Genomic DNA, 25250 nt, shown 5'->3' with positions numbered 1-25250 from the left:
ATCGTGTTATTATTTAAACTTTTTAAAATGATAGGTATAGGTTAATAACAAGTATCGTTTTACTACCTGGCTTTGAATGTCATTAATAGTATTGGCAACTACATAATGGCGCGAGCTTACATTTTGGTTTAAAATATCATAACATAGCAGGCCTATTTCACCTTTGCCATCCTTCTGGATCCTGCGGGTAACTGAAAAATTCAGCAGATTAGCACTGCGCTGAAAGCCTGGTTCTACAATGGGGTTGTATTTGTATGTGTAATCAGCCCTCCACCTAAAATTTTGAGGTAGGCTTAAATCAATCCTCATTCCAGCACTTTGAGTGGTATAATTTGTTTTTGGGTAGTTAACAAGCTGGTATTGGGTGGTGGCATAATCAATTCGGTAATTAGGCTCAAGTGAAATAACATCGTTCCACTCGGCAACAAAAAACGGTTCAAAGTAAACAGTTTGCGTGTTTTGATAGCCGTTTTGGCTGTTAACAATAAAGAAATTATGCCCGGCGCTCGCGCTGGCATTGGCTATTGCTGTAAAATCCCACTTACCCTGTTTTTTAAAATGCTTACTAATGCTGCTGCTTAAATAAGCTGTAAAACGGCCATTACGATTTATCGGGGTGGTAACGTTGGCGCCCTCTGCAGTTATTGTTTGCTCATTTACTATCGTGTTTTTTTCAATAACGATGTGCGTGTTTGCGCTCAGGTTTAAATCAGCGGCGCGGTTGTATTTCCGGTAGCTAAAATTAATATTGTGAAAATAGGTTGGTTTTAGCAAAGGGTTACCTGTAAAGGTATAAAGCGGACTATAAACAATTGTAATAGGTTGCAAACTGTTAATAGAAGGCTGTTGTACGTTTTCGCCATAACTTAAAGTAAAATCTTTTACATGCACCTCGGCAGATGGTAGTATGTAAAAGAAATCCTGGTTCAGGTCATTGGTATAACTGTTAAAATGATTGCCTATTTGCTGCCCAAGGGCCGTTACACCTGCTTTTATTGAAATATTGTCGGTAAAATTATAGGTTAATTGCGGATTAATACCTTCGCCCCATAGGTTGCGGATAAGGTTACTGCTTTGATCCTGCAAAAAGATGGTGTATAAACCGGTCTTAAAATCTTCGTCGTAAGTAAGTAATTCACCACTATTGCGGTCATTTAACGTAACCAATAATATATCTGCTGCTAACTTTTTTGTGATTGGGTAATGATAGGCCGCATTTAAACCTTGAGAGGTAGCGCTGTTCGTATTTTTTGATGATCGTCTTAACGTGTCAGACGGAAACCCTGCAACATATGAGGTTAAATCATTGGCGTTAAAATTAAGGCTGTGTTCCGGGTGGATGCTTATAGAGTTGCTTAAAGTTAAGGATGATCCCTTTTTACTTAATTTACGATAGTAACTAAAATTATGCTGATATTGAAAATAGTTGCTGTTGCCCTGGTTGCTGCTGATGGTTGTATTAAGCAATGGCACATAAGTGTTTGACCGTACGCTGCTGCTTTTATCCCGGCTATTATTATAGCTATATTCAGCATCAGGATTGTATTTGATTATTGTAAGCGAGTCGGGCTTCCATTCCATTTCAGCGTGCAGGTTTTGGTTATTTGTTTTTTGATGGTTAATAGCCTGCGTTAATGAATTAATAATGGTATCGTTGATGTTTTGCTGCACTTTTGAATTGGAGTTGTTATCCATAATGCTGTTATCAAACCGGTACTCAATATGCAGCTTCAGTTTTTTACTGATGTCTTTTGTAAAGTCAAGGTTTCCGTTTGTTGATTTCCTTAAGCCGGTGTTGCCAAAACTGAACCCGCCAATTCCGCTAAAATTTGATGTGCTGAACCCTCCATAATTCCCTGAGAAAAATCCGGAACCGTTTAAATTATCAATACCAACTTTTGCACTCAGTTGCAGATCGTCCTGGAATTTTGCCATAAATCCCGAACCAACGTACCTGTCCTGCGTTCCGGCGCCGGCAGCTAATGTGCTCAGGATGCCTTTGGTGAACGATTTTTTAAATTTAAGATTGATGATCTTTTTAACCTGGTAGTCTGGTACCAGGTGGTCAGGATCATTCTCCCTGTCGTCATAAACCTGTACTTTCGAGATCATATTTGCTTCCAGGTTCCTGGTTGCTATTTTAGGATCGTTCACAAAAAAATCTTTGCCGTTTACTTTAATCTTTGAAATGTCTTTACCGTTCACGGTAATTCCGCCTTCGCGGTCAACCTGTACACCCGGTAATTTCTTTAACAGATCTTCTACCAATGCATTAGGGCGGGTTTTAAATGCGGTGGCATCAAATTCAATGGTGTCTTTTTTAATCATAACAGGAATGCGTTCACCTTTTACCATTACTTCCTGCAGTGTTTTTGCAGACAGGTATATTTTTCCAAGATCTGTCGGTTGGCTGTTTTTAAATTTAATACTGATATGTATGCCCTGGTATCCCACATGTGTTATAAGCAACCGGGATGGCTCTTCGCGTAAGTTATGGAGGGTGAATGCGCCGTTTTTATCTGTAACGGTATAGGATATAAGGGATGAATCCTGCAGCTTTAAAATGGAAACAGTAGCAAGCTGGATAGGCTGTTTGCTTAATGAGTCGAGGATGATTGCTTTAACTACGCCATGGTTTTGCGCTTTTGCTGCAATTGAAATAATAATAAGCAGGGGTATTAGTAATATTTTTCGCATGTATAAGATAAGGTAACAGGTACTATTAAGCAGGTTAATTTATGCCCGTTAAAAGTACTGAGCGCTAATTTAAGAATAATATTTCTATAAACTAAATTTATAGTTTAAAAAAATTATAATAGTAACATCTTTCAACATCATATTAAAATTGTGCTTAAATTTGAATATCGTTAATATTAAGAAGTAATTATGGGCAAGTTTTTTAACGACATTTTACCGCAACATAAGTTGTTTATTGAAAAACAGCACCTGTTTTTTGTAGGCACTGCTCCCCTTGATCTTGATGGCCATGTTAACCTCTCACCAAAAGGAATGGACTGCTTTTATGTATTTTCACCTACGCGGGTTGCATATATGGATATTGTTGGCAGTGGTAATGAAACGTCGGCACATTTGCTGGAGAATGGCAGGATAACGTTTATGTTTTGTGCATTTGACGGCCCCCCGAATATATTGCGTTTGTATGGCAAAGGCTATACCGTATTGCCTGGAGATAGCGAATGGCAATTATTATCACCCCACTTTAAATTGCTGTTGGTAACCAGGCAAATTATAGTTGCCGATATTGATAAAGTACAAACATCCTGCGGCTTTAGCGTTCCATTTTATGGCTATGAAGGCGAAAGGGATCAAGCCGAGAAGTGGGCGCTAAATAAAGGTGAATCAGGGCTTGAAGCCTACAAAAAAGAAAAGAACCTGGTTAGTATTGACGGTTTGCCAACAGCGCTTTATAAACGCTGAACCTGGCAGCGTTTATTCAAACACCACCGTTTTATTCTTGTAAACAAATACCCTGTCTTCAAACACCAGTTTAAGAGCGCGGGCAAGTACCGCTGTTTCAATTTCTTTACCGGCTTTTACCATATCTGCTGCCGTAAACGAGTGGCTTACTGGGATGATCTGCTGTGCTATGATAGGTCCTTCATCTAATTCATTCGATACAAAGTGAGCGGTAGCGCCAATCAGCTTAACACCGCGTTCAAAAGCCTGCCTGTAAGGGCTGGCACCAATAAATGCCGGCAAAAAGGAGTGGTGAATATTGATGATCCGCATCGGGAACTTTGCCACCAGCTTAGGCGACAGGATCCGCATAAATTTGGCCAGCACAATATAGTCCGGGTTATATTGATCTATAGTTGCAGCAATCTTTTCTTCAAAAACCTCTTTGCTTACCTGCTCATGTGATATGGCATAAAAAGGCATGTCAAACCGCTTGCAAATATCTTCCAGTACCTTATGATTGCCAATAACACATTGTACGGTTGCACCAAGTGTGCCAAAGTAATTGCGGATCAGGATATCGGCAAGGCAATGGTATTCTTTGGTAACCATTACCACCACCTTTTTATCAGGTAGCGGATTAATTAAAATAGTGGCGTCATCAGGCAGCACTTTACGTAACTGATTTTCCAGCGTTGTTTCATCGCCGCCAAAAGTAACCTCAAGGCGCATAAAAAACAGGTTGTCGGCCTGGTCCACATGCTCGCGAAGCGAAACTATATTAAACAAATTTTTTGCCAATATGGCCGATACCGATGCAACAAGGCCCGCACGGTCAATACACTGAATTACGATGATCATACTAGTGGTAAATATAGTTGTAAAGGTTGTAAAAGTTGTAAGTGCTATAAAAGTTAAAATAAGCCTGATGTTGAAATAGTACCTTATATGTAACAAAATACGCTAAACATTATCAAAATATAAAAAGCTGTTAATTACATTAACCGTAAGCTTTTTGCTTTTACTTTTTAGCTTAAAAATGATTATGCGATACTTTTTATGTTTTTTATGCCCGCCGATAGCTATTTTAACTACCGGTAAAATTGGCGCATTTATATTAAATATCCTGCTTACATTATGTTTTTGGGTGCCGGGTATTATACATGCTGTATTGGTTACTACCAAATATTATGATGATAAACGCCACCGGCAATTAATGCGGGTAGCCCGTAGGGGATATTAAATTAAACGGCGCCTAAAATAAGCTGGTAATCAGTAACAAATTAGGTAACCTATTGGTATACTTACCTATAATTCCCTATTTTCGCCGCTGATTTAAACATCCACTGTCGCAATTGGCTTAATAAATGCTTTTTAACAAATTCATACACCGGTATATTTTTATACTGCTGTTAACATTTTCGTGTTTTACAGGTGTTGCCCGGCCGGGCAATGCTGATTTGTTAGATAAACAACAAAAAGCCAGCTCTGCCTCAAATTATAACTCAGACTCAAGCAATATTCGTTTAAAACAGCAGCAGGCCGATAATGCCCGGCTTGTTAATGAAATAAAAATTAAAGAGCAAGTTATTGAGTTTAGAAACCGGTTATTTTGGTTCAGGAACCTGGTAGCTGTTTTTGTTATCATTTTTATATTCCTGATCATCCGCAGCAATCGCCAAAAAACAGCCTTGAACAAGGTGCTGCAAAAACAAAATGCCGATATTGCTTTGAAAAAAGCAGAGATCATACAACAAAGGGAAACGTTGCACCAGCTTAATCATACCAAGGATAAGCTTTTCTCAGTTATCAGTCATGATCTGCGGAGCCCCTTTGCTGCTATTCTGCAAACAATGGATAGTATCCGGGCCGGCGAAATGTCAGCCGGCGAACAAAAAGAGATCCTTACCAGTTTTTATCAGCAATTAAGCCTGGTTAACCTTATGGTGAATAATTTACTGGTTTGGGCCGATAGCCAGCAATCGGGTATTAAAACCGACCTGGTAACACTTCCTATTACCGAAGCTATAGACGATATTCTATTAGTATCAAACTTCCTTGCAAAAAATAAACGTATAAACCTCCGGCACAATTACGAAACGGATAAATGGGTATCGGCCGATTTAAACCACGTAAAAATTATTTTTCATAACCTTGTAGGCAACGCTATAAAATTTACCCCGCATGGCGGCACAATTGATGTGTATTATACGGATGATGAAGATTACCTGGCTATTCATGTTAAGGATAATGGGATAGGGATTTTACCACAAAAAATGGAAAAGCTTTTTAAAATAACCGGTAAAGATATCTCAGGAAGCGGCACCAATAATGAAGCCGGCGCAGGCATTGGGCTGGGTTTAATTAAGCAATTTGTTGATGCCAACAACGGCAGGCTGGTGGTACGAAGCAAACCGGGCGAAGGTGCCGAGTTTATTGTTTATTTGGAAAAAGCAGTATGATTTCGGAATTCGGATGTTCGATTTCGGATTTAAAACCAAAATGTCATGCTGAATTTATTTCAGCACCTCATATGCTAAATCTGCATAGTGCAGATTTAGCAGGCAACAAGGTGTAGACAAATCATATGGCTTGCCTTATGATACGCTGAAACAAGTATGATGTCCTTATTTAATAATATATATGCAATCCAGAAACATTCCATTCCAAACCATCAACTGGGATAATATTGACAAAACAACCCATCCCGGCACTACGGGTACAGCGTGGTGGCAAACGCTCCAGTTTGAAGGTTTGCGGGTACGGGTTGTTGAATATAGCCCGGGCTACCTGGCTGATCACTGGTGTCAAAAAGGCCATATTGTGCATTGCCTTGAAGGGGAATTTACAACCGAAATGCAAACCGGCGAAAGCTTTCAGCTATCAAAAGGCATGAGCTATATTGTTTCGGATGATTTAAGCTCCCATCGCTCCATAACTGAAAATGGGGTGAAGCTATTGATTATTGATGGTGATTTCCTGAACACCAACACGATTAAGGGATTCTTTTGATTTTTACGATTAAATCCAATTTTAAAAATCCTGAAAATCCTTCAAATCCCTTAATCGTGTTATAATTGTTATTTGCACATTTGTTTATCTCCAAATTAATCCTAAATTTATCACACCCAATAACACTAAACTTATGAGCTCCCGTAGAGATTTTTTACAAAAATCTGCCATCGTAGCCGGTGGCAGCCTGTTAGCATCAGCATTAAATAATCAGGCTTTTGCCATTTTTAAACCCGGAATTGCCCCAAGCGATCAGCTAAATATTGGCGCCATTGGAATAAATGGCATGGGCTGGGCCGATGTGCAGGCGGCCTTAAAAGTACCTGGCGTAAACCTGGTAGCTGTTTGCGATGTTGATAAAAATGTAATGGATAAACGGTTGGCCGATTTAGCCAAAACAGGCTACGATACTTCGAAAATTAAAAAGTTTGAAGATTATCGCCAACTGCTCGATCAAAAAGATATTGATGCCGTTGTAATAGGCACCCCTGATCATTGGCATGCGCTGATAATGATGCACGCTGTGGAGGCGGGTAAAGATGTATATGTTGAAAAACCGGTAGGCAATTCAATAATGGAGTGCCGGGCGATGGTGAATGCGCAGCAGCGGTATAATAAAGTGGTACAGGCCGGCCAGTGGCAGCGCAGTCAGCAACATTTTAAGGATGCTGTAGATTTTGTGCAGGGCGGACAGCTTGGAAACATAAGAACCGTAAAAGTTTGGTGCTACCAGGGCTGGATGAAACCGGGCGCAATAGTGCCTGATAGCGCACCGCCTGCCGGGGTTAATTACGCTTCGTGGCTTGGTCCGGCAAAAACAATTCCGTTTAATGCCAGCCGTTTTCATTTTAACTTCCGCTGGTTTTGGGATTATGCCGGTGGATTAATGACCGACTGGGGCGTACATTTATTGGATTATGGTTTGCTGGGCATGAAATCGCCCATCCCAAAATCGGTTTCGGCTTTGGGCGGACGGTTTGCTTACCCCGAACTATCAGAAGAAACACCTGATACTTTAACAACCTTATATGAGTTTGACGGCTTTAATATGGTTTGGGATTCGGCCATGGGCATTGACAATGGTTCTTATAATCGTGATCATGGCATTGCATACATTGGTAATAACGGTACGCTTATTTTAAACCGCAACGGCTGGGAAGTTATAGAAGAAAGGCAAAGCGGCAACAAGGTGAGCAAGCCCTTTGTGGCAAAATCTGACGATGGGTTGGATAAACATTGGGAAAACTTTGTGAGCGTGGTAAAATCACGTAAAATGGATGATCTGCACTGCCCGATCCAGGCAGGTGCTCATGTAGCAACTGTGGCGCAAATGGGTAATATAGCTTACCGCAGCGGTAAAAAGCTGGAATGGAACAATACGCTGCATGAATTTACCGACAAAGCAATTAACAAAGAATACCTGATGAAAGAATATCACAATGGGTATAAACTGCCGCGTGTTTAATTTCGGAATTCGGATGTTCGATTTCGGAATTATTTATTGCAGAAGTTGGAACGGGTAATATGGAATTATCTGAATCAGAATTTACAAAATTTTAAGATCACATTTTGAAAATTCTGTAAATTCTGATTCAGACAAAAATCCGAAATCGAACATTCGAAATCCGAATTCCAAAATCACATCACATCGCCCCAGGTGCTTTTATCCTTAAGCATTACCTCGCGTAATAGTCTTATTTGCGGCATACCATGGTCTAACACTTCATCGTGGAATTTTTTGAGGGAGAAGTTTGTGCCTTCCTGCTTTTCATAATCAGCCCTAAGCTTCAGGATCTCTAATTTCCCTATTGTATAAAACAAATAACCCGGATCAAAAGTACCACGAAGGGCTTCCTGGCGCGATGGTTTATCGCCCTGGTACCAGTTGTTCATAAAAAATTTGGTAGCGTCATCAATATTCATTCCCTGGCAGTGGGTTTTAATGGACACACACAACCTGCACAAGCGCAGCAAAGCATCGCCAGACTGTGTTAGCCTGAACTTGGCAGCCCGTACCGTATCGCCATTGTGCCCATAACCTTCATCTGCCATCATTTTTTCGCAGTAATGCGCCCAGCCTTCAACATAGGCATAGCTGTTAAACACCTTCTCAATTTTTGTGGCTGCTGATGCATTTAAGTGTAAGAATTGCGTATAGTGACCGGGATAAGCTTCATGAATGGTGATATTATCAGTAGTATAATAATCAAATTGCCTTAACCAGTCTTCCTTTTGTTTGGCGGTCCATTTTGCGTCAACAGGCGTGATGTAATAAAAAGCTTCTGTAGCTTTGGTTTCAAAAGGGCCCGGATCGTCATTTGAAGCTGTGCTGGTTGCCCGGCCAAATTGTGGCGTTTCCTCTACTTTTAAATTAACCTTTGATGGCATTGTTACAATGTTTTTATCCGTAAGGAATTTACGGATAGCCTCAACATTTTTCCTTACTTCCGGAATCAGGTTTTCGGCGGTAGGATGTTCTTTTTGCAGATCGTGATAAACATCTATAGGTTTTTTATTGGGGTTGATGGTTTTTGCGGCGGCATTAAATACCAGTTGTTCCTTCTTCAATTCACTAAGGCCAATTGCAAGGATCTTTTCGGGAGATAGCGTAATGCCTTCGCTGTAAAGCAACATTTTTTTGTAGCTGGCTTCGCCAATAGCATATTTGTTGGTTGCTTTGGGCAGTTTCTCTTTTTGCAGCCAGTCGGCAAAGCCGTTTATGGCAGCAATGGCGGTTTTATTGGTTGCGTTGAACACCTTCATTAATGAATCGTTCTTTACATCTTTTAAAGCGATCTTTAAATCTCCCCCCAAAAAATCTGTAGAACCCCGGGCAATTTCAATGGCTGTTTGAACGTAAGGTTTGGCCAGCGAATCTTTTAAGTTAGCTTTTGCAGCAATAAATACATTAGCGGCATTCTTTTCAATTGCGATAATTGATTTAACTCGATCTTCAATTGGGGCAAAGTCGCGTTTTACATAAATGCTTACGTCAATTGCATTAGCATAGGTCATGGGGTTTTTATCATAGGTGCCCATGTCTTCAAACGTGAAGATCTCGTTCTTTATAGCCGACCGCAGGATGCGAAAATCATAAAACGCCTGCGTACTTAACGAAGCAGTGTCTGTCGCTGCTAAATGCTGGTCGAAATCCTTTAAGCGCCCAAGCTCCTTGCCCAATGATTCTTTGCGCAGATCCGTAACCTTACCATCGTACTGATGAAAGCCCAATGCAACACCTGTTGCCGGTCGCCATGCCAGGTAGCCGGTCAGGTAGTCGTCAGCCAGTTTTTGAAATGCAGCATCGCCAGAAACAGGCGAGGTGACAGACTGTGTTTTTTGTTCGCAGCTTAATAATACTGCTATAGGTATAAGTAACAGGATTTTTTTCATGAGTTAGTTATTGGTCATTAGTCTTTTGGTCATTTATCATTGCCGATAGTCAGTAAATCTATACACTTTCAATGACTAATAATGGAATCACCAATAACATTAATGAAGATATTGAGCCGGTATTGGGTTGTCTTTTCGTTCTCCATCATAAAACCATCCCAATATCCAGAAACGGGTACCATCATTAAACAGTTCAATACTGTTGATTCCGCGCTCAATAATTGGCCCGTTATGTTCATTGCGCGATTCGTAGGTGCTCCATACATGATAAATACTGCCAAACTTTTCAACCTTACGGGAGATCTCCCTTTCGTCAAAGCCATCTTTCTCTAAGGATGGATCAGACAGGCGGTGGTATTCTTTAAGACTCATATAATGCATGGCCGGTTTGCCATTTTTTGAGATACTTATCGCGCCAACATTTACGCCGGGCCAGTGGATCAGGCTATCGCGTTCAAAATATACTTTGCCACCTTTTTTAACGGTAACCACATCGTAATAAGCTTTAATAATGCCATCGAGCGTACTTACGTTATCGCCATATTTAGTTATAACCTGGGCGCTGGTATGGTAATTTATGGATAGGTGAAACAGAACAGTAAGGAGTAAAGCTAATTTTTTCATGATGATTTAAGGTAATGATCAAATATATTAGTTTATTGGTTCATTAGTTAAACTTACCTGCATCATTATGAACACGTTGTGGGTTGTTGATATAAACTTATCCCACTCCTTCCATCAGCCCCAAAACCTCATCCCAGTTATTAACCCTTTGATGATGGTTATAGCTAACATTATGAAAGGCATTGAACATAATGGTTTTGCCCTTAAAAAAGTCGAGGTTTTTAATATGGTCGTCTATCATATAATCGGTGCCGATGATGCTTTTATCGCCGCAAAAAATAATGTTCCGCCAGCTGATAAAAGGGAAGTGTTCGTTTAGCCAGCCCAATTTTTCTGGTAACGAATGCGGATATTGCATGGCTGCCGAAACAATGTAAACATCATAATTTTCCATCAATTTTTTAACCGCTTCAATTGCGCCGGGCATAACCGGGGTAGTTCTGAAATACCCGGGCGTGGCAGAAAGTTTACTGTAAGCATCCCTTTCAGGAACAACCTCTTCTTCTTTACGGCCAATAAGCTCATGCGGATGTATTTTTACGCCATAATGCTTTTCGTACCACGTTAGTAACTGGGTTTCCTCATCGGCAATAACCCCATCCATATCTACAGCAATAGATTTTCTCATGGTTTAAAGTTAAAAAAATAGGGATGAATTTTTGGACTCATCCCATACTTTAAAGGTCTTTCGGACTTTACCGACTTTCCGTCTTCCGGACTTCCTTAATCACCGCAATAATATCCTCTTCGCCCAATGCCGGTTCCGCTTGCTGAAAAGTTTCAAACACAGCTTCGCCCAATGGTGTTGAAAGGCCGAGATCTTTTGCCAGGCGCAGATCTTTTGCAATATGTTTCAAAGCAAATGCGGCGTTGTAATTATCATTATTAATAGCATCACCCTTAATTTTAATGAACGGGCTGCCTAATGCACTGTTATTTATAAGCGTTAGCAAGTCAGTAGCAGCAATGCCGTTTTGCTGTGCAAAAACAACAGCTTCCGCCAATCCTTGCGCATGGATGCCCAGCAGTGTATTGATAACCAATTTAGCAGTATTGCCGGCCCCCGTTTCACCAACCCGCATGGCCAACCTGCCTGTTTTCTCCAGCACAGGTTTAGCCTGTTCAAAAGCGCTTTCGTTGCCGCCAACCATTATTACCAATGTACCTTCCTCGGCTTGTTTAACACTGCCTGATACCGGTGCATCCAGGTAATGATTACCCTGCTGCTTGCACAACCCGGCTATTTGTTTGCTTATAGAAGGAGATACCGTGCTCATGTTAATGATGATCTTGCCACTGGTATTGGCACTCAGCAAGCCATCCGCACCGTTAAAGATATCAGCGATAGCTTTATCATCCGATACCATAATAATTACCAGGTCAGTTTGTTGTATCAGCAGGGCAGGAGTGGCGGCAGCCGTAGCGCCAATGGATCTTAAAACATCTTCTTTAGCCTTGCTCCGGTTATAAACGCTAACAGGGTAACCTGCTTTTATCAGTTGTTGCGACATCGGGATCCCCATTTTACCGAGACCTATCCAGCCTATTTTTGTTGTGCTCATTTTATTTTTATGTAGAGTTTTTAAATTAAGTTAATTCACTTGCCGGGTGTACAGTTTACTCACCCGACGACGCTTCGCTGGTCGACCTCTCTTCGCCTGCGGCGGAAAGAGGTGGGGAAAGGAAAATAACTTCTTTGCCCTCTTTCCGCACAGCGAAGAGAGGGCCGGTCCATCCGCTGGCTAGCGGAGTCGACCGGGTGAGTAAAATCTGCGCGCGATATTAACGCTAATGCACTACTCAATACTTACCCCAATCTCACTCCCGATAACCTTTCACATTCAGCTAAAAATAACTCCTGGACCTCTGCTCTGGCTGCAGCAGGGTGAAAATCCCTGAGCTTTTTATGATAAAAGTATTTCCCGCTCACCATCGCTTCTGCATCATTGCTTACGGCCAGCCAGGCTTGGGTTACAGGTGCGTCTTTCAGGCTATCAGGTGCACCCGGCCCTCCCATTTTTGTGGCTACCCATCCCGGTTCAAGTGCATTTGAATACACATCCGCCCATTTCCGGGCAACGGCAAAAGCAAGTATTACATTATGCAGCTTTGAATCGGCATAGGCGCTGATGCCATTCCACCTGCGGTCTGTCCAGGTAAGGTCTTTTAGGCTTGGGTCACCATCACGGTGCAGGCCCGAGCTAAGGTAGATAAGCCTTTTGGGCTTAGTAATTAAGCAGGTGAGTATATAAGGCGCCAGGCTGTTTATAGCAAATAAATGTGGTAAGTCATCAACTGTATTAATGCGGCTGGGTTCCTGGTAGCCTACCGCTGCATTGTGGATCACGGCATCAAATATGCCCAGTTTGTTTACCTGTTCAGCAAGCTGTTTTGTTTCTGCTATGCTTGATAGATCACCTGTAACTACAGTTTCTGCGCCGGGAACCGCGAGTAATGCTTCTTTGCCCCGGTTTTCATTGCGGGCATGCAAAACCACCTGGTGACCTTCGGCAACCAATAGTTGTGCAGCCATTTTACCAAGCCCATCTGCCGATCCCGTTATGAATATTCTCGACATGTTATCCTCCTTCTTGTTTTGATATAACAAAGGTGAACAAGAAAATTCCGCTTTAACTTACCAAATGGTAAAAATGACGATAGGTAATAATTTATATTAAAGCTTTTGATACATAATATAGGCGTTGGTCAACCCATTTTGCTGATGATCAAATGCGTCAGGAATCTCGCCGATAATTTGAAAACCCAGCTTCTCCCAAAGCCTTACGGCCCGCTCATTGCTTTTAACAACAAAGTTAAATTGTATAGCCTTATAGCCAAGTTGCCTGGCTTCTTCAATTGAAAACTCACCCATTACTCTGCCTATCCCCAATCCGGCGGCATCAGGCGATACCATATAAGCCCCATTTGCAACGTGCTTTCCCAAATCGGGTTGGTTATCTTTTAAAAGAAATGTACCGGCAACTTTGCCGGCAATGGTGGCAACATAAGTGTGTTTACCCTCGCCGCACCAAAAATCAAGCATTTTTTCTTTGGGTGATGATGGGTCAAACACGTAAGTATCTCCTTTGGATATTACCTGGTGAATGATTTCCCAAATCTGGTCATGATCTGCAGATGTTGCTTTTCTTATCTCAATCATAATTAACTTATATTTTTACGGATGCGGCTTAATGATTGTGGTGTAATGCCGAGATACGAGGCAATATCCTTTAATGGTACCCGCAAGGCAATATCCGGGTTTTGCATTATGAATAGCTTGTACTGGTTTTCAGCATCCTCACCCAAATAAGTATTCCGAATGTTTATCTTCTCAATCAGCCGTAATTGATTTTGCTGATCAATAACCTCTTTCATATAAGGCAGCTGCTTATACAATTCAAGCAACCTGCTTTTGCTTATTGCCAGCACTTCAGCATCGCAGGATGCCTGGATAGCTGCGGATGTTGGTGCCTCGTCATTAAAGCTTTGCAATATGGTGCTAAGCTGGTTCTCCTTGTAAAAATAATGGGTTAGCTCAATGCCTTTATCATTAACAGATACAATGCGCAATACGCCTTTGCATAAAAAAAACAGTTCGCGGCAAACCCTGCCATTACCCTTAAACAAGTAATCGCCTTCTTTAAAAACCTTGTGCTCAAAATGGGAGGAAATGATCTGCGCATCTTCGGCAGAGATATGCCTTATTAATTGCAGGTAGTTGATAAGCTGGTTTTGCATAAAGCAAATATAGGTTACGCAGCAGTGGGTTTCAAGTATTGATAATCAGTGTACCGTTTACTAATAAAAAGGAAGCAGATCATTATCATGAGAAACAAAGCAACTTCCGGGCACAACAATCAACGAACTTTTTGCTGAGGGACGTTAAAGTCGCTTGTTTGTTGGTCAGAATGACCGATTTTTTAATAATTTTAATAGTCAAACATTCAAATTTTAGCCTTATTCCTATCAAAACCCTGTTTCTAATGACATTCCATCAATAATTAAATGACAATAGAATGAACACACTTAGTAATTTATCGCTGTACATTTGCTTAACGGTGTTAAATTATTTAATGCCTAAACAAAATGGCTAGTAAAGACAGGATATTACGATTGAAGGAAGAAACCAGGTGCAACATACTGGAAGCGGCCCTTCAGATTGTTAAGGAAGAGGGATGGCAAGCCTTGAGCATGCGCAAAATTGCCGACGTAATTGAATATACTGCTCCTATTATATATGAATATTTTTCAAACAAAGACGCAATACTATTGGAGCTTACCCGCCAGGGATATTTAAAGCTGGCGAAGGAACTAACAGAAGCCAGGGACAGGCACCGCCTGCCGGCTAAACAGCTGGAAGATATGTGGCTTAGCTACTGGAATTTTGCCTTTGCAAACAAAGAACTTTACCAGGGCATGTTTGGCATAACTACAAATTGTAGTTGCGACCTGGTAAATGGTTTGCCTGAGGCAGATATACCTTATGACCTGTTTAGCGAAGTAATAGGTGAATACATGAATATTAAAGATTTGGAAGGGGATGTGATTTGTACAAAGTATTATACCTTTTGGTCTGTTGTACATGGGCTGGTATCCATTAATTTATTAAGTCGTGGTTCTTCAGACGAGATTAACCGCATCGTATTAAAAGATGCAATAAGTGGCATAATACGAACCATGACCGAGTAATTTTTTAACAAAAAAATAACATCGTTAAATAATTTAACAGTGTTAAATTAATATCAATTAATCATTAACAACTAAACACAGAAAGCTATGAAAACACAGAACCAAACCCATGCCTCAATATTTAACAGTGTTAAACATTTTAATAATGTTAAAACAAATAATGTTGCAACAAGTATTATGTCTTCTTATAATCCGTGTTGCAGATAGCAAAAACAAGTGAAAATCATTAATTCACTACCGAACTAATTCACAATTAAAATTTATACAATGCATCAATACAATAACAATACAATCATGAAAAGTTTAATTTTAGCGATCCTCGCAATATCATTATACAGTTGCTCACCGAAGCCGCAGGCTGGTGGAGCACCTCCCGCGCCATCATTGCCGGTGGCCACAATAGTTACAGGTACCGACACTACTTACCAGGAATATCCTGCGTCAATAGAAGGTACTGTTAACGTAGAAGTACGCCCGCAGGTAAGCGGCGCATTAGATAAAGTATTTGTTGACGAAGGTTCTTTTGTAAGCGCCGGTCAGCCTTTATTTAAAATTAACGAGCAGCCATACCGTGCAGCTTTAAACAACGCATTGGCTAGCCAGCACGCAGCCGAAGCCACTGCTGCCAATGCACAGCTGGAAATTGACAAACTTACCCCGCTGGTTCAAAACAAGGTAGTATCAGAGTATCAGTTAAAAACTGCAAAAGCAGCTTATGATGTTGCCAAAGCAAATATTGAACAGGCAAAAGCAAATGTTAACACCGCACAGATCAACTTAGGATATACTTTAATAAAAGCCCCGGTTAGCGGTTATATCGGCCGTTTAATTAAAAAACAAGGAAGCCTTGTTGCACCTGCAGATGTTGACGCACTAACCCAATTATCGGATGTGCATGATGTGCATGTTTATTTTTCACTGAGCGAAAAAGATTTTGTAGCCTTTAAAGAACAATATCCCGGCGAAACACTAAAAGACAAATTATCAAAATTACCAACAGTATCATTATTGCTTGCTGATAATACAGCTTATGGCAAACAGGGTAAGGTTGATATGATTGATGGCCAGTTTGATAAAAATACCGGCGCTATCACCTTACGTGCAAGTTTTGCTAATCCACAAGGTCTGATACGTTCAGGTAACACTGGTAAAGTTCGTTTAAGCCTGCAACATAAAGATGCTTTAATAGTACCTGAATCAGCAACTGTTGATATGCAGGACAAAGTATTTGTGTTCACCGTAGGCGATAGCAGTAAGGTAAAAAAACAAGCCATTACTATTATTGGCAAAAATGGCGACAATTACCTGGTTAAAGACGGCGTAAAAGTAGGCGACCAGATTGTATTAAGCGGCATTGATCACTTACAGGAAGGTATGGTGATCCATCCTCAAAAAGCGCCTGAAAAGACAGCTGCAATTGCAAAAAACTAATTAAGAGAATCAAGAATCAAGAAATCAGGAGTCAAGATAAAGCGTCATATCCAACACAAGTAAAAGACAAGTAAATCTGTCTTGATTCTTGACTCTCGTTGTCTTACATCTAAATATTAAAGTCATGTTTCAGAAATTTATAGAAAGACCGGTACTCTCAACAGTTATCTCCATTTTATTGGTGATACTTGGCGTACTTGGTTTAACAAAGTTACCCTTAGAGCGGTTTCCGAATATCGCTCCCCCGTCGGTATTGGTATCCGCAGTGTACCCCGGCGCTAATGCCGAGACTATTTTACGTTCCGTGACACCGTCATTGGAAGAAGCAATTAATGGTGTGGAAAACATGACATACATGACTTCCTCTGCCAGTAATGATGGTACATTAGGCATCACGGTTTACTTTAAACAAGGCACTAACCCCGATCAGGCGGCTGTGAACGTTCAAAACCGTGTTTCACAAGCAACAAGCCAACTACCTGCCGAGGTTGTGCAATATGGTATAACCACTACCAAACAGCAAAATAGCTTTATTGGCGCTATAGGTATTTACTCAGAAGATACAAAAAAATATGATGCCGTATTTGTAAATAACTATGCACAGATCAATATCATTCCCGAAATCAAACGTATCACGGGTGTAGGTTCTGCCAGTGTATTTGGTGGTATTAAAGATTACTCTATGCGGGTTTGGTTGAACCCCGGCCAATTGGCAGCTTACAAAATTACTCCCGCCGAAGTTACGGCCGCTATACAGGACAAAAACCTGGAAGCAGCACCTGGTAAATTTGGCGAGCAAAGCCAGGAAGCATTTGAATATGTAATTAAATATAAAGGTAAGCTCACCACACCGGAAGAATATCAGAATATTGCTATCCGTGCAAATGCAGATGGTTCTGTATTGCGTTTAAAAGATGTAGCACGTGTTGAATTGGGTGCTTATAGCTATGGTAGTGTGAACCGTTTGAACGGGCATGATGGTATTACAATTGGTGTAATACAATTGTCTGGCTCAAACGCCAACGAAATCCAGATCGCTATTGATAAGCTGATGGAAAAATTATCAAAAGATTTTCCTAAAGGCATCAAATACAACCAGTTTTATCGTACCAAAACCGACCTTGATGAATCAATTAACCAGGTTGAACATACACTGATAGAAGCTTTTGTACTGGTATTTATCGTGGTATTTATATTCCTGCAAGATTTCAGGTCTACATTGATCCCGGCTATAGCGGTTCCGGTGGCCATTATTGGTACCTTTTTCTTTATGAACCTCTTTGGTTTCTCTGTTAACCTTTTAACCCTATTCGCCCTCGTATTGGCCATAGGTATTGTGGTGGATGACGCGATTGTGGTAGTGGAGGCGGTTCACGCCAAAATGGAGCACAACCCGGGAATGACCCCGAAAGTGGCAACTACCGAGGCCATGCACGAAATTAGCGGCGCAATTATATCTATTACGCTGGTTATGGCGGCGGTGTTTTTACCGGTTAGCTTTATGACAGGCTCAACGGGGATCTTTTACCGGCAGTTTGCGTTAACCATGGCTATAGCCATCATTATATCAGCTGTTAACGCCTTAACTTTAAGCCCTGCTTTGGCCGCTTTATTTTTAAAGAATAAGCATACTGAAGATGGCCACGAAGCACCTAAGAAAAGTTTTGTTGAAAAATTCTATGCAGGCTTTAACGGTGGTTTTAATTATATGACCAACAGGTACGTTGGGGGCTTGAAAATTCTGACCCGTAATAAATGGATCAGTATGGCTGGGCTTGCATTAGTAGTTGTTGCTACAGTTTACCTGGTAAATAGAACCAAAACGGGCTTTATTCCTACCGAGGATCAGGGTTTTGTGGCTATTGCTGTTTCTACACCATCAGGAACTTCATTAAGCAATACTAATAAAATATTAAAACAGGCCGAAGTACAGTTGAATACTTTACCATCAGCAAGATTTGTTATGTCATTGGCTGGCTTTAACTTTTTAACGCTATCCAACAGCCCATCTGCTGGTCAAATTTTCCTTTTGTTAAAACCTAATAAAGACAGAGGTGCCGTTAAGAATATTGATGATATACAAAATATAATAAGAGGGAAATTAGCCGGCATCCCAAGCGGTACTTTCTTTGTGTTCAGTTTCCCAACCGTTCCGGGATTTAGTAACGTAGAGGCTATGGATGTGATGCTGCAGGATAAAACCAATGGCCGGTTGGATAAATTTAGCGGTGTAGCCAATAACTTTATAGGAAAGCTGATGGCAAAACCGGCAATTGCTTATGCCTTTACCTCTTATAAAGCAGATTATCCTCAGTTACAATTAGAAGTTGATGATGAAAAGGCTAATCAATTGGGGGTGAATGTTAAAGACATCCTGTCAACTATGCAGGCTTACTTTGGTACAGCACAAGCGTCAGATTTTAACCGCTTTGGTAAATACTACCGCGTGGTGGTTCAGGCTGATATTGCCGACAGAACAGATCCGACAAGTATTGATCGGGTGTTTGTTAAAAACAAAGCCGGAGCAAGTGTGCCAATTAATACCCTGGTTAAATTAACCCGTGTTTACGGTTCAGAAACAGCTTCACGTTATAACCTGTTTAACTCTATCGAAGTAAATGCCATCCCTAAACCAGGTTACAGTTCAGGTGATGCGATCAAGGCCATAGAGGAAACAGCTAAAGAGCAATTGCCAACAGGTTTTGCTTATGAGTTCGCTGGCCAAACCCGTGAAGAAATTTCCTCAGGCGGACAATCAGCTGTAATATTTATGCTTTGTTTGGTGTTTGTATACTTCTTACTGTCAGCACAATACGAGAGTTACGTCCTGCCATTGGCCGTAATATTTTCAATCCCTACAGGTATTTTAGGTGTGTTTGTTGTATTAGGTTTAACCGGTATCGAAAACAACATTTACGTACAGGTAGCGCTCATCATGCTCATCGGCTTGCTGGCTAAAAATGCCATCCTGATCGTCGAGTTCGCGGTACAACGCCGCAGAGCGGGTTTATCGTTGGTGGCATCGGCCATTGAAGCGGCAAGGTTGAGAATTCGTCCGATCATCATGACATCGCTGGCATTTGTGTTCGGTTTATTCCCAATGAGTATTGCAACAGGCCCATCTGCACAAGGTAACCACTCTATCAGTATTGGTGCCGCAGGCGGGATGATTTCAGGTGTAGTGCTTGGCTTATTTATTATCCCGGTATTGTTTGTAATATTCCAGGGTTTACAGGAAAGAATAACAGGCATTCCGTTGGCAGTATTAAACGCCGGTGATGAACATAAAGGACATAACGGTAAAACTGTAGCTGAATTAGAAAACGAATTAACAGCGTAAATTTAAAAAGGTAGGCCTGCGGTTCCCTCCCCGAAAAGGATAGAGCGGAACAGGTGAAGTGGAAAGCCTTCAAGGGAAGGAACCGCAGGCAAATTCTTATTAATCATAACATAAAATGAAAAACTATATAAAAGGGTCTGTTTTGATATTGGTATTAGCAGTGCTAAGCGCCTGTAAAGTATCAAAGGATGTAGAAACACCCAAACCTGCCCTGCCTGAAACATTCAGGAGCGCAGTTACAACCGGCGATACCAGCAGCATTGCTGATATACAATGGAAAAGCTTTTTTACTGAAGCTACTTTGCAAAAGCTGATTGACAGCGCCATCGTAAAAAATTACGATATGCAGATAGCTGTGAAAAATATAGAAGAATCACAGCTGTTATTTAAGCAGGTAAAATGGAACTATGTTCCGCAGGTTGACCTGAACGTTACGGCAAATTCACAGCGCCCGTCAGACAATAGCATTAACGGTTTAAGTTTAAAGCAGAATAATATTGGCTCAAAGCATGTGGAAGATTATTCTGCAAATATAGCCATTTCATGGGAGGCTGATATTTGGGGTAAGATCCATAACCAGCAACGCAGCGCATTGGCAGCATACCTGCAAACCCAGGAAGCTAAAAAGGCTATCCAAACCAATATAGTTGCCAGTGTATCTCAGGGTTATTATAACCTGTTGATGCTGGATGCTCAGTTAGACATTACACAAAAAAATGTGAAGCTTAACGACAGTACATTGCGGATAATCAAGCTGCAGTATGATGCCGGACAGGTTACCTCGTTAGCCGTTCAGCAGGCGGATGCGCAAAAACAAGCAGCTGAAGAGCTGGTGCCACAGTTTGAACAAAACATTGCCATCCAGGAAAATGCTTTACGCATTTTAACCGGTGCACTGCCTGATAAAATTGAAAGAAGCTCAAACCTTGATGCAATGGTTATTCTAACCAATGTAGCAACAGGTGTGCCATCGGCTATAGTAAGCCGCAGGCCTGATGTTAGAAGCGCCGAGCTTGCATTAATGATTGCCAACAGCAAAGTAGGCATCAGCAAAGCCCAGATGTACCCTGCCTTACGCATAACTGCACAAGGTGGCGTAAACTCGTTCAAAGCAAGTAACTGGTTCAATATTCCTGCATCGCTGTTTGGTATAGTTGGGGCTAGCATTGCACAGCCATTGTTTGATCATAAACAACTGAAAACTGATTACGAAGTTGCACAGGTTGATCGTGAAAAAACAGTATTGCAGTTCCGCCAGTCGGTTTTAAATGCAGTTGGCGAAGTGTCTGATGCATTGGTAAAAATTGATAAGCTAAAATCACAGCAAACAATAGCAGCGAGCCGCGTAAATACTTTACAACAGGCTACAAAAAATGCCGATCTGTTATTCAAAAATGGATTAGCTACTTACCTTGAAGTAATAACAGCCCAGGGTAACGTATTGCAAAGTGAACTGGAACTGGCATCAATAAAAAGAGATGAATTAAGCGCAGTATCTGATCTGTACAGATCACTGGGCGGTGGTTGGAAATAAATAAAGACTAATAACAATGAAAGAGTTTGTAATATCAAGAAGCAAAATGCTTTACTGCTCTATAAGAGAATGGAACGTTACTTTAATATTTTGGGGCATTGTACTGCTTGTTGAAGTGGTGGTAAATGTGCTGAAGTAAAATAGTCATAACAACTAAAGAAAATGTTTTAATCCTCAATCCGTAATTAGCGGATTGAGGATTTTTGTTTAAATGCGGTGAATAATAATCTTATTTGCCGCAAAAATGCGGCAAATTGTTGTATATGCGGCGAATAAATTATATATTTACCGCATATTTAAGGCGAATATGTATATACATGAATTAAAAACGTGGCCAGGATTTACATGGGATGACAAAGCACTGTCTGAAAAATTAGGCCAGGTGAGACATAATATGGGATTGATATTTGGGCAAATGAATGCCGCCGGGTTTAAGCAAAAAGAGGAAACACTTTTAAAAACGCTTACACTCGATGTTACAAAATCAAGCGCTATAGAGGGTGAAATGCTGGATACAGAACAGGTTCGCTCGTCCATTGCCAGAAGGCTGGGGATAGAAGTTGCCGGAATGATAACATCAAGCAGGCAAGTTGACGGCGTTGTAGAAATGATGCTTGATGCAACTCAATACTTTAATTTACCTTTAACTACTGACAGGCTTTATGGTTGGCACTCATCTCTTTTCCCATCTGGCAAAAGTAGCCTGAATAAAATAACGGTTGGTAATTGGCGAAATGATGAAACCGGACCTATGCAGGTTGTTTCAGGGCCACTGGGTAAAGAAAGTGTGCATTACCAAGCGCCTGGTGCCAAACGCGTACCGGTTGAAATGGATCTATTTCTTAAATGGTTTAATGAAGGGCAACACCTTGATCCGGTTATAAAAGCCGGAATAGCGCATCTTTGGTTTGTAACTATACATCCTTTTGATGATGGTAATGGACGTATAACGCGGGCCATAACAGATATGCAATTAGCAAAGGCCGATAAATCAACTCAGCGGTTTTACAGTATGTCTGCACAAATAGAAAAAGAAAGAAATGCGTATTATGATATATTAGAAAGCACACAGAAAGGTAATTTGGATATAACAGCATGGCTTTTATGGTTTTTTGATTGCCTTGGCCGGTCTATGGATAATACTGTTGATGTTTTAGAAACGGTATCTATAAGGAACCGGTTCTGGGATAAACACCGGGATACTGCATTGAACGCGAGGCAAAAGAAGGTTACAGATATGTTATTGGATGATTTTTTTGGGTGCCTTAATGTTTCAAAATGGGCTAAGATAACTAAATCATCAACAGATACTGCATTAAGAGATATCCGCGATTTGATGAGTAAGGATATACTTGCGCAAAATGAAGGCGGCGGCAGAAATACAAGCTACAGCATAATATTAAACTGAAATCATTACCTTTCAAATCCAAATAATACACTTCTTTCAATGAAATTTTTTACATCAAAGCACTTATCCTTCAAGCTTATAGCCCTTTTAATTTTTAGCAGCATTATCAATGCAGCCGCACAGGAAAGTGCCAGGTATCCTTTAATACCTTATCCTGCCAAATTAATCGCTGGTAAAGGCGCATTTATCATCACTTCAAAAACCAATATTGTAACTGCACCTCAGTTTAAGGGTGAAGCAGATGAATTAAATGATTTGCTAAGCAAGGGGTTTGGTAAAAAGTTAAGCATAACTAAAAACGCCCAACCCCATGCTATAAAGTTGGTATATGCTGCCGCTCTTACTGCTCCCGAAGCTTACAGGTTAACGGTAACAGCACAGCGGGTAATTATAGGGGCTAAAGATCCGGCAGGTGTATTTCATGCGATTGAAACTATCAGGCAATTGTTACCTGTTTCGGTAGAGGAGGGTACAGCAAATAAACAACTATCATTACCTGCGGTAGCCATTGAAGATCATCCGGCTTATGAATGGCGGGGAATGCACCTCGATGTATCGCGTCACTTCTTTTCAATTAACTATTTAGAGAAGTTTATTGATAGGATGGCACTTTATAAAATGAACAAACTGCACCTGCATTTAACTGACGACCAGGGCTGGCGGATAGAAATAAAAAAATATCCTAAGCTAACTGAAGAAGGTGCCTGGAGAACTTTCAATAACCAGGATTCGGCCTGCATGAAACGTGCGGTTGATAACCCTGATTTCAACATTGATAAAGAACATATCATTCAGCGCGATGGCAAAACGTTATATGGCGGCTTTTACACGCAGGAAGAGATGAAGGGCGTTATCGCTTATGCCGCTGCCCGACACATCGATATAATCCCTGAGATTGATATGCCCGGCCATATGATGGCTGCTATAAACGCGTACCCGTTTTTAACCTGCAATGACGAGAATAAATTTGGTACACTTTTTTCAAAACCCATCTGCCCGTGTAACGAAAATACATTTGAGTTTGCCGAAAATGTATTTAACGAGATCATGGAGATCTTCCCATCAAAATATATCCACATCGGCGGCGATGAGGTTGACCGGTCCGACTGGGCAAAATCTGATGCCTGTAAAGCTTTGATGCAAAAAGAAGGAATTAAAGACCTGCCCGCGTTACAAAGCTATTTCATAAACCGGATGGAAAAATTCTTTAATTCAAAAGGGCGTAAAATGATTGGCTGGGACGAGATAATTGAAGGCGGGGTAACCAAAACAGCCATAATAATGTACTGGCGCACCTGGGTGCCCGATGCCCCGGTTAAAGCAGCCAAAAATGGCAATACCGTTATTATGACACCCGGCGAGCCTTTATACTTTGATGCCCAGCCCGACCAGTATTCGGTTTATAAAGTTTACCATTTTAACCCTATCCCGAAAGCTTTAAACAAGCAGGAGGCAAAAACGATAATCGGCGCACAGGCAAACATCTGGACAGAAATGATCCCTTCAGAAAAACGTGCTGATTATATGTATATGCCCCGCATGACCGCTTTAGCCGAAATGCTTTGGACAAATGATCAAAATAAATATGATTCCTATACAAAGCGCCTGGTTCAGCAATATAACAGGATGGATGCGTTGAAGATCAATTATCGCCTGCCTGATCTCCCTGGTTTGTTGAACGAATATGTATTTACCGGCGAAGGTAAATTGAGCATTGCCCGGCCATTGCCAAACCTTAGTATCCGCTATACAACAGATGGTTTGCCACCAACAACTACATCTCCGGAGTTGCCATCGCCATTAACTATCAGCAAATCTGAACTTGTTAAAGTTGCCGCTTTTACACCAGCTGGCATCCGCGGCGATATTTATAGTTTAAATTATACGCAACAGCAAATGCTTGGCCCGGTAAAAATTGCCCCGCCAAAACCCGGACTAGCTTGCAGTTATTATAAAGCCTACTTTAAGGAAACCGCTTTAATGCGAAATGCCAAAGTAGACAGCACATTTATTACCGATAAAATTGAAGTTCCTTCTACCGTAAAAGCGCCATCATTTGGAATTAACTACAAGGGTTATATTGATGTTCCTGCTGACGGTATTTACAGCTTTTACCTTACCTGCGATGATGGTGGTGTTTTAAGAATAGGCAATAACATAACCGTAAATAACGATGGCAATCACTCAGCACAGGAACGCAGCGGGCAAATAGCTTTAAAAATGGGCGCTCATCCTTTCGCGCTTGATTTTATTGAAGGCGGCGGCGGCTTTAAGCTTTTATTAAAATATAGTGTAAATGGTTCAGAGCCTAAGGAGATTCCGGTGGGTTGGTTGAAACATTAACATTTAATGGAGAGAATCTGATAAAATAATTTATCATGGATAAACTGGTCCGTTTTGTA

20 protein-coding genes and 1 pseudogene are annotated in these 25250 nt (G+C 41.0%); 12 read left to right on the top strand and 9 right to left on the bottom strand.

Features of this window, described 5'->3' with window-relative positions:
- Nucleotides 1–9: 9 nt before the first annotated feature.
- Nucleotides 10–2697 (bottom strand): outer membrane beta-barrel protein, encoded by a 2688-nt coding sequence (locus BUE31_RS09155; RefSeq protein WP_073402606.1) that lies wholly within the window; start codon nt 2695–2697, stop codon nt 10–12.
- Between the two features lie 189 nt (nt 2698–2886).
- Between BUE31_RS09155 and BUE31_RS09150 the strand changes: the two genes are divergently transcribed.
- On the top strand, nt 2887–3438 hold the full coding sequence (locus BUE31_RS09150; RefSeq protein ID WP_073402604.1) for a pyridoxamine 5'-phosphate oxidase family protein: 552 nt from the start codon (nt 2887–2889) through the stop codon (nt 3436–3438).
- A gap of 12 nt (nt 3439–3450) precedes the next feature.
- Here BUE31_RS09150 and purU read toward each other — a convergent pair whose 3' ends face one another.
- The gene (gene purU, locus BUE31_RS09145; protein WP_073402602.1) at nt 3451–4278 is read right to left on the bottom strand and encodes a formyltetrahydrofolate deformylase; all 828 of its coding nucleotides are present in this window, start codon (nt 4276–4278) and stop codon (nt 3451–3453) included.
- A 184-nt stretch (nt 4279–4462) separates the two neighbouring features.
- Here purU and BUE31_RS09140 point away from each other — a divergent pair, with 184 nt between their 5' ends.
- The 4 genes from BUE31_RS09140 (at nt 4463) to BUE31_RS09125 (ending at nt 7894) form a co-directional block, all read left to right on the top strand.
- Nucleotides 4463–4660 (top strand): YqaE/Pmp3 family membrane protein, encoded by a 198-nt coding sequence (locus BUE31_RS09140; protein ID WP_073403123.1) that lies wholly within the window; start codon nt 4463–4465, stop codon nt 4658–4660.
- Between the two features lie 124 nt (nt 4661–4784).
- Entirely contained in the window at nt 4785–5879 is a 1095-nt protein-coding gene (locus BUE31_RS09135) for a sensor histidine kinase (protein ID WP_073402600.1), read from the top strand.
- Nucleotides 5880–6060: 181 nt separating this feature from the next.
- Nucleotides 6061–6429, top strand: coding sequence for a DHCW motif cupin fold protein (locus tag BUE31_RS09130; RefSeq protein WP_073402598.1), 369 nt, complete (start codon nt 6061–6063; stop codon nt 6427–6429).
- Between the two features lie 133 nt (nt 6430–6562).
- Nucleotides 6563–7894 (top strand): Gfo/Idh/MocA family oxidoreductase, encoded by a 1332-nt coding sequence (locus tag BUE31_RS09125; RefSeq protein ID WP_073402596.1) that lies wholly within the window; start codon nt 6563–6565, stop codon nt 7892–7894.
- A gap of 173 nt (nt 7895–8067) precedes the next feature.
- Here the strand turns inward: BUE31_RS09125 and BUE31_RS09120 are convergent, their stop codons facing one another.
- From BUE31_RS09120 to BUE31_RS09090, 7 genes and pseudogenes are all read right to left on the bottom strand, one after another.
- Nucleotides 8068–9822: a DUF885 domain-containing protein gene (locus tag BUE31_RS09120; protein WP_073402594.1), complete on the bottom strand. Its 1755-nt coding sequence runs from the start codon at nt 9820–9822 to the stop codon at nt 8068–8070.
- A 99-nt stretch (nt 9823–9921) separates the two neighbouring features.
- Complete coding sequence (locus BUE31_RS09115; protein ID WP_083619565.1) at nt 9922–10446, bottom strand: hypothetical protein; 525 nt, start codon at nt 10444–10446, stop codon at nt 9922–9924.
- A gap of 97 nt (nt 10447–10543) precedes the next feature.
- A complete protein-coding gene (locus tag BUE31_RS09110) occupies nt 10544–11074 on the bottom strand; it encodes a 5' nucleotidase, NT5C type (protein WP_073402592.1) in 531 nt (176 codons plus the stop codon).
- A 67-nt stretch (nt 11075–11141) separates the two neighbouring features.
- A pseudogene (locus tag BUE31_RS31660) lies at nt 11142–12011 on the bottom strand (NAD(P)-dependent oxidoreductase); the annotation flags it as partial.
- Nucleotides 12012–12253: 242 nt separating this feature from the next.
- Nucleotides 12254–13024, bottom strand: coding sequence for an SDR family NAD(P)-dependent oxidoreductase (locus BUE31_RS09100; RefSeq protein WP_073402588.1), 771 nt, complete (start codon nt 13022–13024; stop codon nt 12254–12256).
- A 96-nt stretch (nt 13025–13120) separates the two neighbouring features.
- A complete protein-coding gene (locus BUE31_RS09095; RefSeq protein WP_083619562.1) occupies nt 13121–13606 on the bottom strand; it encodes a GNAT family N-acetyltransferase in 486 nt (161 codons plus the stop codon).
- Nucleotides 13607–13608: 2 nt separating this feature from the next.
- Nucleotides 13609–14184 carry a Crp/Fnr family transcriptional regulator gene (locus BUE31_RS09090; RefSeq protein WP_073402585.1) on the bottom strand — a complete coding sequence of 192 codons (576 nt, stop codon included), beginning with the start codon at nt 14182–14184 and terminating at the stop codon, nt 13609–13611.
- A 348-nt stretch (nt 14185–14532) separates the two neighbouring features.
- Here BUE31_RS09090 and BUE31_RS09085 point away from each other — a divergent pair, with 348 nt between their 5' ends.
- The 7 genes from BUE31_RS09085 (at nt 14533) to BUE31_RS09060 (ending at nt 25191) form a co-directional block, all read left to right on the top strand.
- Complete coding sequence (locus tag BUE31_RS09085) at nt 14533–15135, top strand: TetR/AcrR family transcriptional regulator (protein WP_073402583.1); 603 nt, start codon at nt 14533–14535, stop codon at nt 15133–15135.
- 294 nt (nt 15136–15429) lie between these two features.
- Nucleotides 15430–16566 (top strand): efflux RND transporter periplasmic adaptor subunit, encoded by a 1137-nt coding sequence (locus BUE31_RS09080; RefSeq protein ID WP_073402581.1) that lies wholly within the window; start codon nt 15430–15432, stop codon nt 16564–16566.
- Nucleotides 16567–16690: 124 nt separating this feature from the next.
- On the top strand, nt 16691–19906 hold the full coding sequence (locus tag BUE31_RS09075; RefSeq protein WP_073402579.1) for an efflux RND transporter permease subunit: 3216 nt from the start codon (nt 16691–16693) through the stop codon (nt 19904–19906).
- A 115-nt stretch (nt 19907–20021) separates the two neighbouring features.
- On the top strand, nt 20022–21440 hold the full coding sequence (locus BUE31_RS09070; protein WP_073402577.1) for a TolC family protein: 1419 nt from the start codon (nt 20022–20024) through the stop codon (nt 21438–21440).
- A gap of 16 nt (nt 21441–21456) precedes the next feature.
- Complete coding sequence (locus BUE31_RS31545) at nt 21457–21579, top strand: hypothetical protein (protein WP_255376653.1); 123 nt, start codon at nt 21457–21459, stop codon at nt 21577–21579.
- Between the two features lie 168 nt (nt 21580–21747).
- Nucleotides 21748–22848, top strand: a complete 1101-nt coding sequence (locus BUE31_RS09065) for a Fic family protein (RefSeq protein WP_073403117.1) — start codon at nt 21748–21750, stop codon at nt 22846–22848.
- 39 nt (nt 22849–22887) lie between these two features.
- Nucleotides 22888–25191 carry a family 20 glycosylhydrolase gene (locus BUE31_RS09060; protein WP_073402575.1) on the top strand — a complete coding sequence of 768 codons (2304 nt, stop codon included), beginning with the start codon at nt 22888–22890 and terminating at the stop codon, nt 25189–25191.
- Nucleotides 25192–25250 lie beyond the last annotated feature (59 nt).

The organism is Mucilaginibacter sp. OK098 (assembly GCF_900142915.1).
Lineage (GTDB): Bacteria > Bacteroidota > Bacteroidia > Sphingobacteriales > Sphingobacteriaceae > Mucilaginibacter.
This window is presented reverse-complemented; position numbering and strand designations above follow the sequence as displayed.

Excerpts from the sequence above, each read along its gene's own strand:
- BUE31_RS09155 (WP_073402606.1), bottom strand. The coding sequence starts at position 2,697 with ATGCGAAAAATATTACTAATACCCCTGCTTATTATTATTTCAATTGCA.
- BUE31_RS09150 (WP_073402604.1), top strand. The coding sequence starts at position 2,887 with ATGGGCAAGTTTTTTAACGACATTTTACCGCAACATAAGTTGTTTATT.
- purU (WP_073402602.1), bottom strand. The coding sequence starts at position 4,278 with ATGATCATCGTAATTCAGTGTATTGACCGTGCGGGCCTTGTTGCATCG.
- BUE31_RS09140 (WP_073403123.1), top strand. The coding sequence starts at position 4,463 with ATGCGATACTTTTTATGTTTTTTATGCCCGCCGATAGCTATTTTAACT.
- BUE31_RS09135 (WP_073402600.1), top strand. The coding sequence starts at position 4,785 with ATGCTTTTTAACAAATTCATACACCGGTATATTTTTATACTGCTGTTA.
- BUE31_RS09130 (WP_073402598.1), top strand. The coding sequence starts at position 6,061 with ATGCAATCCAGAAACATTCCATTCCAAACCATCAACTGGGATAATATT.
- BUE31_RS09125 (WP_073402596.1), top strand. The coding sequence starts at position 6,563 with ATGAGCTCCCGTAGAGATTTTTTACAAAAATCTGCCATCGTAGCCGGT.
- BUE31_RS09120 (WP_073402594.1), bottom strand. The coding sequence starts at position 9,822 with ATGAAAAAAATCCTGTTACTTATACCTATAGCAGTATTATTAAGCTGC.
- BUE31_RS09115 (WP_083619565.1), bottom strand. The coding sequence starts at position 10,446 with ATGAAAAAATTAGCTTTACTCCTTACTGTTCTGTTTCACCTATCCATA.
- BUE31_RS09110 (WP_073402592.1), bottom strand. The coding sequence starts at position 11,074 with ATGAGAAAATCTATTGCTGTAGATATGGATGGGGTTATTGCCGATGAG.
- BUE31_RS09100 (WP_073402588.1), bottom strand. The coding sequence starts at position 13,024 with ATGTCGAGAATATTCATAACGGGATCGGCAGATGGGCTTGGTAAAATG.
- BUE31_RS09095 (WP_083619562.1), bottom strand. The coding sequence starts at position 13,606 with ATGATTGAGATAAGAAAAGCAACATCTGCAGATCATGACCAGATTTGG.
- BUE31_RS09090 (WP_073402585.1), bottom strand. The coding sequence starts at position 14,184 with ATGCAAAACCAGCTTATCAACTACCTGCAATTAATAAGGCATATCTCT.
- BUE31_RS09085 (WP_073402583.1), top strand. The coding sequence starts at position 14,533 with ATGGCTAGTAAAGACAGGATATTACGATTGAAGGAAGAAACCAGGTGC.
- BUE31_RS09080 (WP_073402581.1), top strand. The coding sequence starts at position 15,430 with ATGAAAAGTTTAATTTTAGCGATCCTCGCAATATCATTATACAGTTGC.
- BUE31_RS09075 (WP_073402579.1), top strand. The coding sequence starts at position 16,691 with ATGTTTCAGAAATTTATAGAAAGACCGGTACTCTCAACAGTTATCTCC.
- BUE31_RS09070 (WP_073402577.1), top strand. The coding sequence starts at position 20,022 with ATGAAAAACTATATAAAAGGGTCTGTTTTGATATTGGTATTAGCAGTG.
- BUE31_RS31545 (WP_255376653.1), top strand. The coding sequence starts at position 21,457 with ATGAAAGAGTTTGTAATATCAAGAAGCAAAATGCTTTACTGCTCTATA.
- BUE31_RS09065 (WP_073403117.1), top strand. The coding sequence starts at position 21,748 with ATGTATATACATGAATTAAAAACGTGGCCAGGATTTACATGGGATGAC.
- BUE31_RS09060 (WP_073402575.1), top strand. The coding sequence starts at position 22,888 with ATGAAATTTTTTACATCAAAGCACTTATCCTTCAAGCTTATAGCCCTT.